General features: G+C 57.1%; 12 protein-coding genes and 1 tRNA gene. 9 read left to right on the forward strand and 4 right to left on the reverse strand.

Translation table 11 applies throughout. The features are described from left to right. Window positions 1-94: 94 nt before the first annotated feature. The 3 genes from D8U69_RS04330 (at window position 95) to D8U69_RS04345 (ending at window position 5,476) form a co-directional block, all read left to right on the forward strand. Complete coding sequence (locus D8U69_RS04330; RefSeq protein WP_130906793.1) at window positions 95-1,573, forward strand: DUF1254 domain-containing protein; 1,479 nt, start codon at window positions 95-97, stop codon at window positions 1,571-1,573. 652 nt (window positions 1,574-2,225) lie between these two features. Beyond that, window positions 2,226-4,352: a TonB-dependent receptor gene (locus tag D8U69_RS04335; RefSeq protein WP_130906757.1), complete on the forward strand. Its 2,127-nt coding sequence runs from the start codon at window positions 2,226-2,228 to the stop codon at window positions 4,350-4,352. A 668-nt stretch (window positions 4,353-5,020) separates the two neighbouring features. After that, window positions 5,021-5,476 (forward strand): Hsp20 family protein, encoded by a 456-nt coding sequence (locus tag D8U69_RS04345; protein ID WP_056856522.1) that lies wholly within the window; start codon window positions 5,021-5,023, stop codon window positions 5,474-5,476. 83 nt (window positions 5,477-5,559) lie between these two features. On the opposite strand, the gene D8U69_RS04350 is transcribed toward D8U69_RS04345, so the two are convergent. Both D8U69_RS04350 and D8U69_RS04355 read right to left on the reverse strand, forming a co-directional pair. Further along, window positions 5,560-6,000: a TspO/MBR family protein gene (locus tag D8U69_RS04350; RefSeq protein ID WP_056856521.1), complete on the reverse strand. Its 441-nt coding sequence runs from the start codon at window positions 5,998-6,000 to the stop codon at window positions 5,560-5,562. 184 nt (window positions 6,001-6,184) lie between these two features. Next, window positions 6,185-6,272, reverse strand: a tRNA-Ser gene (locus tag D8U69_RS04355). Window positions 6,273-6,395: 123 nt separating this feature from the next. On the opposite strand from D8U69_RS04355, the gene D8U69_RS04360 reads away from it, so the two are divergent. Further along, entirely contained in the window at window positions 6,396-7,067 is a 672-nt protein-coding gene (locus tag D8U69_RS04360) for a Bax inhibitor-1/YccA family protein (RefSeq protein WP_008006561.1), read from the forward strand. 65 nt (window positions 7,068-7,132) lie between these two features. On the opposite strand, the gene D8U69_RS04365 is transcribed toward D8U69_RS04360, so the two are convergent. Next, on the reverse strand, window positions 7,133-7,570 hold the full coding sequence (locus D8U69_RS04365) for an Lrp/AsnC family transcriptional regulator (protein ID WP_056854444.1): 438 nt from the start codon (window positions 7,568-7,570) through the stop codon (window positions 7,133-7,135). A 135-nt stretch (window positions 7,571-7,705) separates the two neighbouring features. Between D8U69_RS04365 and D8U69_RS04370 the strand changes: the two genes are divergently transcribed. Continuing rightward, window positions 7,706-8,599 (forward strand): DMT family transporter, encoded by an 894-nt coding sequence (locus tag D8U69_RS04370; protein WP_130905704.1) that lies wholly within the window; start codon window positions 7,706-7,708, stop codon window positions 8,597-8,599. Between the two features lie 126 nt (window positions 8,600-8,725). Here D8U69_RS04370 and D8U69_RS04375 read toward each other — a convergent pair whose 3' ends face one another. After that, a complete protein-coding gene (locus tag D8U69_RS04375) occupies window positions 8,726-10,351 on the reverse strand; it encodes an NADP-dependent glyceraldehyde-3-phosphate dehydrogenase (RefSeq protein WP_130906759.1) in 1,626 nt (541 codons plus the stop codon). 255 nt (window positions 10,352-10,606) lie between these two features. On the opposite strand from D8U69_RS04375, the gene D8U69_RS04380 reads away from it, so the two are divergent. The 4 genes from D8U69_RS04380 (at window position 10,607) to D8U69_RS04395 (ending at window position 14,415) form a co-directional block, all read left to right on the forward strand. Continuing rightward, complete coding sequence (locus tag D8U69_RS04380; RefSeq protein ID WP_130906760.1) at window positions 10,607-11,494, forward strand: Dyp-type peroxidase; 888 nt, start codon at window positions 10,607-10,609, stop codon at window positions 11,492-11,494. Window positions 11,495-11,647: 153 nt separating this feature from the next. Then, a complete protein-coding gene (locus D8U69_RS04385; RefSeq protein WP_130905702.1) occupies window positions 11,648-12,415 on the forward strand; it encodes a GntR family transcriptional regulator in 768 nt (255 codons plus the stop codon). Next, window positions 12,412-14,142 (forward strand): fumarate reductase/succinate dehydrogenase flavoprotein subunit, encoded by a 1,731-nt coding sequence (locus tag D8U69_RS04390; protein WP_130905701.1) that lies wholly within the window; start codon window positions 12,412-12,414, stop codon window positions 14,140-14,142. Before D8U69_RS04385 ends, D8U69_RS04390 begins: the two co-directional genes overlap by 4 nt. Before the next feature lie 27 nt (window positions 14,143-14,169). After that, window positions 14,170-14,415 (forward strand): ferredoxin family protein, encoded by a 246-nt coding sequence (locus D8U69_RS04395; protein WP_056854450.1) that lies wholly within the window; start codon window positions 14,170-14,172, stop codon window positions 14,413-14,415. Window positions 14,416-14,428 lie beyond the last annotated feature (13 nt).

Consider the following 14,428-nt stretch of genomic DNA (forward strand, 5'->3'; position numbering starts at 1 on the left):
TCAAACGCGGCAGTAAACCGGCGGGTGTCTCTACATTTGCGTATCTGATCAAGACATCCAGGGCAAAGTTGATGTTGGTCGGGAGCGACGAATGATGAAATCGGAATATTCAACCCGCATGAAATGGATCGCCATCGCTGCCGCTTCGGTGGCTTTTTTAGCGGGCTGTTCCAGCAAGAATGATCCTGTGACCCAGGCCGAGACCGCCGATGCAGCCAAGGGCATTGCGGCACCCAGCCTGGCCGAAACGAAAGCCATTGCCGAAGAAGCCTTCATCTATGGGCTGCCCATCGTGATGAACCACGCGGTGATGTATGAGTACGCCGTGGACAAAAGCAGTCCGCAGTTCAAGGCTCCTTTCAACCAGATCAAGAGTGAACCCCGGGTCTTCACTTACCAGGACACGGCTATTGTCACCCCCAACAGTGATACCCCTTATTCGTTCCTCTGGATGGATTTGCGCACTGAGCCCATGGTTCTCACGGTTCCGGCCGTGGAGAAGAAGCGTTACTACTCGGTTCAATTGATTGACGGCAATACCTACAACTACGGTTACATCGGCAGCCGCACCACGGGTAATGGTCCGGGTAACTACATGGTTGTCGGACCTGACTGGAAGGGCACCACCCCGCCAGGCATCAACAAAGTCTTCTATTCGACTACGCCCTTCACGTTGGCGGGCTACCGGACCCAGCTGTTCAACCCCAAGGACATGCCGAATGTGGTCAAGGTGCAGTCGGGCTATAAAGTCCAGCCGCTGTCGGCATTTTTGAAACAGCCGGCACCGCCTGCATCACCCGTCATCAATTTCACTTCAATCAGCACGACAGGGATCAAAGAGAACTTCTTTGATTATCTTGATACCGCGTTGCAGTACGTGCCGGTAACGCCGGAAGACAAGGGCATCCGGACTCGAATCGCGCGAATCGGCATCGGTCCGGGCAAAAGTTTTGAGTTCAAGGAGCTTTCGCTCGAGCACAAGGCCGCAGTCCTGCTCGGCATGAAGGAGGGGAACGAAAAGGTCGACAAGTGGTTGGCCGGCGGGCTCAAGAATGTCAACGGATGGGGCATTGGCTCGTACTTTGGCGATCGCCATTTTTATAACGGCGACTGGTTGAAGCGGGCAGGCGCCGCCAAGGGGGGCATCTACGGGAACGATTCAGTGGAAGCCACTTATCCCATTACGCGCACAACCATGACCGGCGAGCCACTGGACGGCAGCAAACATGACTACAAGCTCACGTTCCCGGCGGGGCAACTGCCGCCAGTGAATGCCTTTTGGTCGGTGACGATGTATGACGGTAAAACACAGCTGTTGATCAAAAACCCGATCGACCGTTATCTGTTGAACTCGCCGATGCTGCCCGGCATGAAAAAGAATGCCGATGGGTCGCTGACGCTCTATATACAGAAAAACTCGCCCGGCAAGGCGCTCGAAAGCAACTGGCTGCCAGCGCCCAACGGTCCGATTTATCTGGTGATGCGCCTCTATTGGCCTAAAGAAACACCGCCTTCAGTCCTGCCGGCGGGTGAAGGCAGCTGGAAACCGGCGGGTGTCGTGGTATCGAAATAAAACCTGGCTGCATGCATGTACACCGTTAGCAAACTGTGGCGAGGATTTGTCGGATCGCCGCACCGTCCCGCTGGAGTGCGCAGCAGCCCCTTTTAGGGCCGCTTCGCGCCGGAGCGAGAGCTAGCTCCCTCGCTACAAGTTCAGTGTTTGTCCCTGAGTGAACAACATTACGGTATTTGCCGGGGCGTTGGTTTTCGGCCATTGCGAGATTATTGGGATGCGCATCGAATCGCAAAAAAGCGCAAGACACAAAGCCTGAATGTCCGGCGCTTCACGAGATGGAATGTCTACCAAGCGCAGCTAGACAAGACCGACAAACGACAGGATCACCAAGACGATCACGACTGCGCCAACGATGTAGATGATGTTGTTCATGAAGATGACCTCTCAATCTCAGCGGGATGGGCGAACTCAATGTGTCTATAAGGAATGACACTTTGCTTTCCCGTTCCGTTCCACAAACCTCGACCCACTTTGCAAGTACGTAGTGTGACGGCAGGTCATCCGCAAGCTCAGAAAACCCTGATCAGACAGCACCAAACAAAGATATAAATGCGAATACGTATCAAACACTAAAAAATTGATATACCATGCGCCGCAATTTGTTGGCACGTATGCCACCCCATTTGGCTGGTTTATCAAGGCTCCCTAAATGCGTCGTACCCTGGTTTCTATCTGCATGCTTCAGGCGTTTTCCGCTTCCTCTTGGGCAGAACAAGCGACTACCCATCAGCCCGGTCTGGAGTTGCAAGCGACCGACATCGTTGGCAGCGCTGACTTTGAAACGGCGTTGGGGCCGGTGGATGGATACCGTGCGACGCGCTCGGCCAGTGCCACGCGCACCGACACGTCGATCCACGAGACACCGCAGTCGATCACCGTGGTGCCCAAGGATGTCGTGGAGGACATCAGTGCCACTCGTTTGCAGGACGCGCTCGATTACGCCGGCGGTGTGGGGCGGGCGAACAATTTCGGTGGCCAGGGCCTGACCACCTTCACTGTGCGTGGATTCACCACCGGCGAGTTCTATCGCAACGGATTTCCCATCAACCGTGGTTACCCGAATATGCCCGATGCGAATACCATCGAGCGGCTTGAGGTGCTGCGAGGGCCGGCGACCATGCTCTATGGTCGAGGCGATCCAGGTGGCACTTTCAACGTCATTTCCAAGCAACCTCTGGCCGAGCCCACCGTCACGCTGGGCAGTCAACTCGACGACCAGGGAATGCAGCGCGGCACGCTGGATGCCTCCGGCCCGCTGGACGAAGAAGGCCGCCTGGCCTATCGCCTGAATGTGGTGGGTGAGGGCGGTGATACCTTTCGTGATCATGTTGAAACCGAGCGCTACGGCGTGACGCCGGTGCTGAGCTGGCAGGTCACCGATGAGACCAAGGTGATCTTCGAAGGCGATTTCATGCGCAACAATCATCCGCTTGATCGTGGCCTGACGCGATATCCCAACCAGGTCGGCACCGCGTCTCGCGACACTTTTTTCGGCGAAAAAGACGTTGGCAAATTGCACAACGACAACAACATGGCGCAACTGCGGTTCGAGCATCTGTTAAGTGACAACTGGACGTTGGGAGGCGGGTTCCAATGGCTTGATGGCACGTTGCAGGGGAATGCCGTCGAGGCCAACGGCGTCGCCGCAGACGGTCGCACGCTGGGGCGCAACTTTAATTACCGCAAGCTGGAGTGGACCGACAAGGACACCCAACTCAACCTCACCGGCCACTTCACCGCCGGCGGTTTCGATCACACCTTGTTGACCGGGGTCGAGTACGAGGACTACGACTACACGTCGATCATTCAGCGCTCCAGCGGGGCGGTGAGTGCCTACCCGATCGACATCTTCGATCCGGTGTATGGTCAGCCTCGCCCAGCCCTGACCCGAACACCGACGGATGACAAGGAAAACCTCAAGACCTACGCCGCTTTCGTTCAGGATCAGGTGGCCTTGACCGAGCGTTTAAAACTGTTGGCCGGCGCGCGTTTCGAGCGCTTCGAGCATGACTACCAAACGTTTGTCCCGGGCGGCAGGAGCTGGGAGGCCAGCGACAATGCAGTCACCCCGCGCCTGGGTTTCACCTATGATCTGACCGAGACCGTGGCGCTGTACGCCAACACGGCGCGTTCGTTCAAGCCCAACACCGGAGCCAGTCGCCAGGGCGGAGGGTTTGATCCGGAAAAGGGCAAGTCCTATGAACTTGGGATCAAGTGGGATGCGCTGGACAGCCAATTGAGCGTCGAGGCGGCGATCTACCAGATTGAAAAGCGCAATGTGCTCACCACCGATCCGCTGGACTCGACGTTCAGCGTGGCGGCAGGCGATGTGCGCAGCCGTGGGTTCGACCTCAACGTGGCCGGTAACCTGACTCCGCAATGGCGGATGATTGGCGGTTATGCCTATGTCGATGCCGAGGTGACCAAGGACAACGTCATCAAGTCCGGCACCCGACTGATGAACATTCCGCAGAATAGCTTCAGCCTGCTCAACGTCTACGAGTTTCAGGATGGCGCACTCAAGGGCCTGGGGTTGGGCACGGGTCTGAAGTACGTCGATGAGCGCGCAGGGCAGACAGCCAACACGGCTTTCACGATGGGCAGCTATACCGTCGTCGACCTGCTCAGCTATTACAAAATCAATGAAAAGGTCAGGCTCAACCTGGATGTGAAGAACCTGACGGATGAAGACTATGAGGAAGGGGCGTTCGGCAACGTTTACGCCTATCCGGGAGCCCCAAGAACGGTACAGGTCGGTATTTCATATACGTTGTAATCGAGTTGTGTTTGAGCGCAATGCTGTTTTCTCAAGGACAAACACCCGTGGCGAGGGAGCTTGTCGGATCGCCGCACCGTCCCGCTGGGGCGCGAAGCGGCCCTAAAAGGAAGTGCTGCGCAGCCCCGCGGGACGGTGCGGCGATCCGACAAGCTCCCTCGTCACAGGATGCCAACGCATTACCTCCATCGAGGGCCTTTTTGCACTCTCTGGAGGGTGACTAGCGTATTTTTTTGAAAGGTTGGCGATGGGGTCGGTTGATTGCAAACAGGGCGCCACCCAGCAACAGCGCCGCGCCTGCCGCAACCAGCAAAGGCGCGTGACGAGAGGGTGAACGCCAGCCGCCTTCGACGCGACAGCGGTGAACCGTCGTAGCACATGGGTTCTCATGAAAAAGGCTTTACGTGTACCTCATGCTCTGTGGCCAGTTTCTACGGCGGGATTGCTTTGCTGACTTGCATTCAAGGCGTACGAAGTAGTCCAGTGAAATGCGTTTTCAGCAAAGCGCAACAGTTAGAAGATCGCATTTTTTTGCATTGTTTCTTGAGAACAAAAAATTATTTTTGAACCTCTTGAATCGTATTTCCGGCATCGCTATATATTTTTTACGCGGTGCCGAAACCGGGCCGCGTCATAAATCACTTGGAGAAAACTCAGGAGATTTAGCTATGGCTACTACTTTTTCGTTGGCCCCACTGTTTCGTCAGTCGGTAGGCTTTGATCGTTTCAACGACCTTTTTGAATCCGCGCTTCGCAGCGAGGCGGCATCGACTACCTATCCTCCACACAACGTCGAAAAGCATGGTGACGATCATTATCGAATCGTCATAGCGGCGGCGGGTCTGACGGAGGAGGATTTTGAGATACAAGTCGAGAAGGAGGTTTTGACCATCGCTGGCGGCAAGCGAGAAAGCGATAAGGAAGCGATTTACCTTCATCAGGGAATCGCGCAGCGTGCATTTAGACTGTCCTTCCGTTTGGCGGATCACATAGAGGTCAAAAGTGCATCGTTATCTAATGGGCTATTGAGTATTGATCTGTTGCGAGTTGTGCCGGAAGAGGCCAAGCCTAAGCGCATCAACATAGATGGTTCGGGTAACGCGGATATGAAACAACTCAATTGATAGCCAAGAACAAGGCGCTCTTCGGAGCGCCTTTTTTTATCTACCCAGATTGAGCCTCCTCGTCGAGGCGGTTTGATGGGGTATCAGCGATTCTTGATCAAAATCGAAAAATTCAACGCGGCCGCGACGCACAGCCATGCCAGATACGGAAACAGGATCAACCCCGTAATTACATCGAGCTGCAGCGCCAACACCACCATCGCCGCGACTACCAACCATAGCACCAGCAGAATCACCATCGCCGCCAACACCTGATGCGCGCCAAAGAAAACCGGCGTCCACAGTGTGTTCAATGCAATCTGTGCCGCCCACAACGCCAGGACTGTCTGGCTGCCCGGGATCAGGCTCAAGCGGTAACCGGCCCAGGCCAGCAACAGGTAAATAGTTGTCCAGGCCAGCGGGAACGCCCAGTTGGGCGGGGTGAAGCCAGGTTTGTTCAGCGCTTCGTACCATGCACCCGGCTTGAACATGACGCCGGTGCTTGCTGCTGCTGCGCAGGCCAGAAGAAAAATGAAAAATGTCATTGCCAGTCCTTGGCTGAAGCCAGCCGATGGGAAGTTATAAGAAAAGGACGCCTGGTGATGCGAAAAGTTTGGATGGGCGATGAAATTTAAGGACGGGTCGATGGGCTGAAGTATGGGCTGATGGATTTTGCCAAACCCCAGAAACGACAAAGCCCTGAATAATCAGGGCTTTGTCGTATAAAGATGGCGGAGGCGATGGGATTCGAACTCATGGACCTGTTACAGTCGACGGTTTTCAAGACCGTTGCCTTAAACCACTCGGCCACACCTCCGTTTGCGTTGCGGGCGCCATAATACCTGAATGAAACACACTGTCAAACTCTCTGCATAGCTTGTTACAGGGCGTCTGTTATGATCTTTGCGACTGAACGTTTCAAACCAACAGGAGTGTCGCCATGCGCGAACAGGATTACGCAGTTAATAACAGCGTGCAGGCTGAGCAGCTAGAGGTTAGCCGCGTCCTGCGCAACACATACGGCTTGCTCGCCCTGACCCTCGCTTTCAGCGGTGTAATGGCTTTCGTTGCCCAGCAGATGCGTGTTGGCTACCCGAACATCTTCGTGGTGCTGATCGGCTTCTACGGTCTTTTCTTCCTTACCAACAAACTTCGTGATTCCGCGTGGGGTCTGGTGTCGGCATTTGCCCTGACCGGTTTCATGGGTTTCCTGCTCGGCCCGATCCTCAACCGTTACCTTGGCATGCAGGGCGGTGCTGAAGTCGTCAGCTCGGCCTTCGCGATGACGGCACTGGTGTTCGGCGGCTTGTCGGCCTACGTACTGATCACCCGCAAGGACATGAGCTTCCTCGGCGGTTTCATCACTGCAGGCTTCTTCGTGCTGCTGGGTGCGACGCTGGCGAGCTTCTTCTTCCAGATCAGCGGCCTGCAACTGGCGATCAGCGCAGGTTTTGTGCTGTTCTCCTCGGTCTGCATTTTGTTCCAGACCAGCGCCATCATCCATGGCGGCGAGCGCAACTACATCATGGCGACCATCAGCCTGTATGTATCGATCTACAACCTGTTCGTCAGCTTGTTGCAGCTGTTCGGCATCATGAGCCGCGATGACTAAAAGTCGGCACTAACGAAAAACCCGCTTCGGCGGGTTTTTTATTGTCTGCGATTGGGTGAAATGACCTACGCCATCGGCGGCAAACGGCGTTTTACCGGGGTTTTCTTGACGATGGCGGTGTTGGTTTCTGCGTGGGTATTGAGTCGGTCGAGCAGGGTATCCAATTGCTCCATCGAACGGACGTGCAGGCGGGCGATGAAGCAGTCGTCACCGGTGACTTTATCGCATTCGGTGAACTCGGGGATGGCCATGATCTGCCGTTCCACTTCATGCAACTGGCCCGGCAGCGGGCGAATGCGCACGATGGCCTGGAGTTGATAGCCGAAGCATTTCGGGTCGATTTCCACGGTGTAGCCCTTGAGCACACCTCGTTCTTCCAGACGACGCAGGCGCTCGGCAACGCTGGGCGAGGACAGCCCGCTGATTTGCGCCAAGGCCTTGAGCGAACGTCGTGAGTCTTCCATCAAAGCCGTGATCAGCACCTGGTCGATGTCATCGGTCATGGCGAAACCTCTATTAGGCAGTTTTACAAGATCGCCTTCGCATTAAAGGCAGATTTGGATTTTAGCCTTCTTTTTGCGCTGGAGAAGCGCTTCGGCTCATCGGCATAATTTGCCCATCAACACAGGAGTCTAATGATGGACAACTCAATACGTCGCGGCTCATTTGAAATGACCGCTGCCATGCTCATCTCCGGCACCATTGGCTGGTTTGTGCTGGTTTCAGGGCAACCGGTACTGGATGTGGTGTTCTGGCGCTGCCTGTTTGGTGCCGGGACCTTGCTGCTGATTTGCGCGGCATTCGGCTTCCTGCGCCCCGGCATTTTGACTCGTACCACTTTCCTGTTGGCCGTGCTCAGTGGTGTGGCGATTGTCGGCAACTGGGTGTTGTTGTTTGCCTCCTATTCCCGTGCTTCGATTGCCATCGGCACAGCGGTCTATAACGTTCAGCCGTTCATGTTGGTGGGGCTTGCCGCGATTTTTCTCAACGAGAAGATCACCTTGCAAAAGCTTGCATGGCTGGGCGTGTCGTTCCTCGGGATGTTGGCGATTGTCAGCGCCCATGGAGGGCAGGGCGAGAGTGGCAACGAATACCTGCTGGGCATTGCGCTGGCACTGGGTGCGGCATTTCTTTACGCGATTGCCGCATTGATCATCAAACGCCTGACGGGCACGCCACCGCATCTGATTGCCCTGATTCAAGTGAGTACCGGTGTACTGCTACTTGCGCCGTTTGCGCACTTTTCGGCCATGCCGCAGACAACGAGCGCGTGGTCCAGCCTGGTGACGTTGGGTATTGTGCACACGGGTGTGATGTACGTGCTGTTGTACGGCGCTATTCAGAAACTGCCGACCGCATTGACTGGCGCGTTGTCATTCATCTATCCGATCGCGGCGATCTTCGTCGACTGGTTTGCCTTCGGTCATCGCCTGGAGTTGCTGCAATGGGTCGGGGTTGCCGCGATTCTGCTGGCGGCTGCGGGTATGCAGCAGGGTTGGAGCCTGAAAATTCGTCGGGCCGTTACGCCGTAACGAGAGCTCAGATGTCCAGCGCGGTGCGGTCTTCGCCAGTCGCTGGTGCACTGCGTCAAGGCGCAGCGGCTTTATGCCGATGTTGCCTTGGTGTTGCATCAGCGCTGGCAGTAAGACTCAGCCTACTTAGAAGATGTAGTCGGTGGTCAAAAAGCTCGAACTGCGACCACTGATGATCTCGCTGATCAGGTCTTTGTTGGTCTCCTGGAATTTGGTGGCCACCAGTGTGCGGATCGAAAACACCCGCAAAGCGTCATGTACCGACAAGGTGCCTTCGGCGGAGTTCTTGCGCCCGTTGAACGGGTAAGTGTCCGGGCCGCGCTGGCACTGGGCATTGAGGTTGATGCGCCCGACCTGGTTGGCAAAGGTGTCTACCAAACGGCCAACGGCCACCGGGTTGGTGCCGAAGATACTCAACTGTTGGCCAAAGTCCGATTCCAGGACGTAATCGATCACGGTATCCAGATGTCGATAGGGCACGATGGGTACGACCGGGCCGAACTGTTCTTCCTGGTAAACGCGCATCTGCGGTGTCACCGGGTACAGCACGGCGGGGTAGAAAAAAGACGCCCGGGCTGCGCCACCATTGGGGTTGACCACCTTAGCGCCTTTGTTGACGGCGTCGGCCACCAGCGAATGCAGATAGTCGACCTTGCCTGACTCCGGTAAAGGCGTCAGGGCTACACCGCTTTCCCAAGGCATGCCGGGTTTGAGGGTGGCGAGTTTGGCGTTGAATTTCTCGATAAAAGCATCGACCACATCCTCGTGGACAAACAGGATTTTCAACGCGGTGCAGCGCTGGCCGTTGAACGACAGGGAGCCGGTAACTGCTTCGTTGACCGCGTTGTCCAGGTCCACTTCCGGCAGGACGATGCCGGGGTTCTTTGCATCCAGCCCCAGTGCCGCACGCAAGCGGTGGGGTTTTGGATGGAGTTTTTTCAGGTCGCTGGCGGCTTTGTTGGTACCGATGAAGGCGAAGATATCTATCTTGCCGCTGGCCATCAGCGCACTGACGGTTTCCCGACCGCTGCCATAGATCACGTTGATCACCCCGGCGGGGAAGCTGTCGCGAAAGGCTTCGAGCAACGGGCGAATCAATAGCACGCCGAGTTTCGCCGGTTTGAACACCACGGTATTACCCATGATCAGCGCCGGAATCAACGTGGTGAAGGTTTCGTTCAACGGATAGTTGTAAGGCCCCATGCACAATGCCATGCCCAGCGGGACGCGGCGGATCTGGCCGAGGGTGTCCTGTTCCAGCTCGAAGCGGCTGGAGCGGCGGTCGAGTTCCTTGAGTGCGTTGATCGTGTCGACGATGTAGTCGCAGGTGCGGTCGAACTCTTTTTCCGAGTCCTTGAGATTCTTGCCGATTTCCCACATCAGCAATTTGACCACGGCGTCGCGTTGCTCCCGCATCCGCGCAAGAAAGCCTTCAACGTGCTGGATGCGTTCGGCCACCCGCATCGTCGGCCACAGGCCCTGGCCGCGATCATAGGCACGGACGGCGGCGTCCAGAGCGGTCAAAGCGGTGTCGGCGTCCAACAGTGGCGTGCTGCCGAGGATCACTTGTTCGTCGCCATTGGCCGCGCTCAGGTACACCGGGCTGCGGACCTGGGCGAGGGCACCGGGCCAGGTTTTCAGGACACCGTCGACCAGGTATTCGCGCTGCTCGGTCGGACCGTCGAGACGGTATTTTTCCGGGATGCTGCCGGCCTCGGGAAACAGGTTGCCGAGGAGATCTGCTGTGCTCATGTCGCTACCCCGTGTGAGATGTCAGCCAATGCTGATGGCTTGCCGTTCGGAAATCGCTGCAAAGGTTATACGCCTTAATGAGCTGGTTTTTTAAGACAATCGAGCGCTGATGGGCAGAATAGAGGGGCTGGGATCGGGTTCTTGTGCCTCAAGCGTAGACCGCTTTGGCCGGATCTAGAAATGCAACTTTTGACCTCGGAGCACACAACGGCCGGTGCTGCGGTTAAACTTCGCGATCTTTATCAAGGAGTTCATATGAGTCATTACCAGCCGGGCATTCTCGCCACCCCCGTTCCACCTCTCGCCCGTCATATGTTCTTCGCCCTGGAATCCGCCGCACAATTGCCGGCGGCGCTGGATAAGCTGCTGCAACTGGTGGATGGCAAATCGGCAGTGGTGGGTTTTGGTGAGTCGCTGGTCAAGGCGCTGAATGGCCACATCCAGGGCCTGCGAGCGTTTCCTGCGTTGACCGGTGTCGGTGTCGACAACCCGTCGACGCAGCAGGCGCTGTGGTGCTGGCTGCACGGTACTGACCGTGGCGAATTGCTCAATCGCAGCAACGCCTTTGAAGCCGCGCTGGCACCAGCTCTGCGTCTGGTGCAGGTGACTGAAGGCTTTCGTCACCGTGACGGCCATGACCTGACCGGCTACGAAGACGGCACGGAAAACCCTCGCGACGAGGCCGCTGCGGCTGCCGCATTGGTAAACGACGGCCCTGAAGGGACGGTGGGCGGCAGTTTCGCCGCGATCCAGCAATGGCAGCATGACCTCAAGCGTTTTCACGCAATGGCGTCCCATGAAACGGACGACATCATGGGTCGCCGCTTGAGCGATAACGAAGAGCTCGATGACGCGCCGATCTCTGCCCACGTCAAACGCACCGCTCAGGAAAGCTTCGCCCCCGAAGCGTTCGTGGTCCGTCGCTCGATGCCATGGATTGAAGATGAACGTGCTGGCCTGATGTTCCTTGCCTTCGGTTTTTCCCTCGACGCTTTCGAAGTTCAATTGCGTCGCATGAGCGGCCTGGAAGACGGCATTACTGATGGTCTGTACCGCATCAGCCGACCGATCACCGGGGGCTACTACTGGTGCCCGCCAATGCAAGACGGCCGACTGGACTTGCGTGCCCTGCACATCGGCTGATCCTCGCAGGGCATGATCGACGTGGTGCGCTGGGACAGGGCGCCACAATGCCCTGCGCCAGTGCACTTCTAACCTTATGCGTAAACAGTATTTCTCAAGAGGAACGGCGACTCTCTAAGATCATGTCATAACTCGTTATAACAAGTGATCTTGATGACCGATAACGTTCTATCTCTCAGCCCTCTTTCCAACAGCAGTATTCCGCTGCACACCCAACTGCGTGACGTACTGCGCGCCCGCATTCTTGACGGTGAATACCCGCAAGACAGCCAGATGCCGTCGGAAAGCGAACTCGGCACGCTGTTCAAAGTCAGCCGAATTACCGTGCGCCAGGCCCTCGGTGATCTGCAGAAGGAAGGGTTGATCTTCAAGATCCACGGCAAGGGCACCTTCGTTGCCAAGCCGAAAACCTTCCAGAACGTCAGCACTCTGCAAGGCCTGGCCGAGTCCATGACCGGTCGCGGCTACGAGGTGATCAACCGCCTGCGCAGCTTCAAGTTCATCGCCGCCGATAAATTGGTGGCTGAGCGATTGCAGGTCGCCGAAGGCGAGACCGTGGCGCAGATCAAGCGCGTTCGGCTGATCAACCGTGAGCCGATTTCGCTGGAAATCACCTACTTGCCCAAAGCCATCGGTGAGCGCCTGGAGAAGGCGGATCTGGTGACCCGCGACATTTTCCTGATTCTCGAAAACGACTGCGGCGTGGCCCTCGGGCACGCCGACCTGGCGATCGATGCGGTGCTGGCCGACAGCGACTTGACCCAGGCGCTGAACGTCGAACCTGGCTCGCCGATCATGCGCATCGAGCGCCTGACCCACGATGCCCAGGGGCGCCCCGTGGACTTTGAACACCTTTATTACCGTGGCGATGCGTTCCAGTACCGCCTGCGGATCGACCGGCAAAAAGGGGAGCAGGCATGAGTCGCAAGACCCTCGAACAGGAATACGACATCGTCGTCATCGGCGGCGGCACCGCCGGCCCAATGGCGGCGATCAAGGCCAAGGAACGCAACCGTGATCTGCGGGTATTGTTGGTCGACAAGGCCAACGTCAAGCGTAGCGGCGCGATCAGCATGGGCATGGATGGTCTGAACAACGCGATCATTCCCGGCCACTCGACAGCGGAGCAGTACACCAAGGAAATCACCATTGCCAACGATGGCATCGTCAACCAGGCGGCGGTGTACGCCTACGCCACCCACAGCTTCGAAACCATCGAGCAACTGGACCGCTGGGGGGTGAAGTTCGAGAAAGACGAAACCGGCGACTATGCGGTGAAAAAAGTCCATCACATGGGCGCCTACGTGTTGCCGATGCCGGAAGGTCATGACATCAAAAAGGTCCTGTATCGCCAGTTGAAACGGGCGCGGGTGAGCATCACCAATCGCCTGGTGTGCACCCGGTTGCTCAAGGACGAAGAGGGCGCGGTCAACGGCGTGATGGGGTTTGATTGCCGCACCGCTGATTTTCATGTGATCAAGGCCAAGGCGGTGATCCTCGCCTGCGGTGCCGCCGGGCGCCTGGGATTGCCGTCCTCGGGCTACCTGATGGGCACCTACGAAAACCCGACCAATGCCGGCGACGGCTACTCGATGGCCTACCACGCCGGGGCTGAACTGGCGAACCTGGAGTGCTTCCAGATCAACCCGCTGATCAAGGATTACAACGGCCCGGCCTGCGCCTACGTCACCGGTCCGCTGGGGGGCTACACCGCCAACAACAAGGGCGAACGCTTTATCGAGTGCGACTACTGGAGCGGGCAGATGATGTGGGAGTTCCACCAGGAGCTCGAAAGCGGCAATGGGCCGGTGTTCCTCAAACTCGATCACCTGGCCGAGGAAACCATCCAGAACATCGAAGAGATCCTGCACAGCAACGAGCGCCCGAGTCGTGGACAGTTCCACGCCAATCGCGGCACCGACTACCGCACGCAGATGGTCGAAATGCACATTTCCGAGATCGGCTTCTGCAGTGGGCATTCGGCGTCCGGGGTGTGGGTCAACGAAAAGGCCGAGACGTCGGTCAAGGGCTTGTACTCGGCCGGTGACATGGCCGCCGTGCCGCACAATTACATGCTCGGCGCGTTCACCTACGGCTGGTTTGCCGGCAACAACGCGGCGGATTTCGTCGCTGATCGCGAGTTCTCTGTGCTGGATGCCCGGCAGATCGAAAGCGAAAAACAACGGGTCTACGCGCCGTTGGATCGTGAGCATGGACTGCCACCGGCTCAGGTCGAGTACAAGCTGCGGCGCTTCGTCAACGATTACCTGCAGCCGCCGAAAGTGACCAAGAAGATGCAGATCGGCTTGCAACGCTTCAGCGATATCCAGCGCGACCTCGACCAGATCAAGGCCCACAACGCCCACGAACTGATGCGCGCCATGGAAGTCAGCATGATCCGCGACTGCGCGGAAATGGCTGCAAGGGCTTCGCTGTTTCGTGCCGAAAGTCGCTGGGGGCTTTACCACTATCGGGTCGATCACCCGCAGCGCAACGACAGCGACTGGTTTTGCCATTGCCACTTGAAAAAGGGCGATGACGGTCGGATGACCAGTTTCAAGAAAGCCGTCGAGCCTTACATCATCCCGCTGGGTGCCGAAGAAATGCAGGCCTACGACCGGTTGCGGGTCGGTGCCGATGCGGCGTGACGCCGTCCCTATGAGAGAGTTCGAAAAATGGCCTATCAACCCCAGGAAATTTTCTTCCGCTCCAACGCGCCGGTCACGGTCGATGAAGAGCTTTGCATCGCCCACAAAGGTTGCACCGTGTGCGTTGACGTTTGCCCGATGGACCTTCTGGCAATCAACCCGGCCACCCAAAAGGCCTACATGGCGTTCGATGAATGCTGGTACTGCATGCCCTGTGAAAAGGACTGCCCGACCGGGGCGGTGAAAGTGGATATCCCTTACTTATTGCGCTGACTGAAAGAACGCC

Origin of the sequence: Pseudomonas sp. Sample_16, from assembly GCF_004307665.1 — a bacterium.
Taxonomy (GTDB): domain Bacteria; phylum Pseudomonadota; class Gammaproteobacteria; order Pseudomonadales; family Pseudomonadaceae; genus Aquipseudomonas.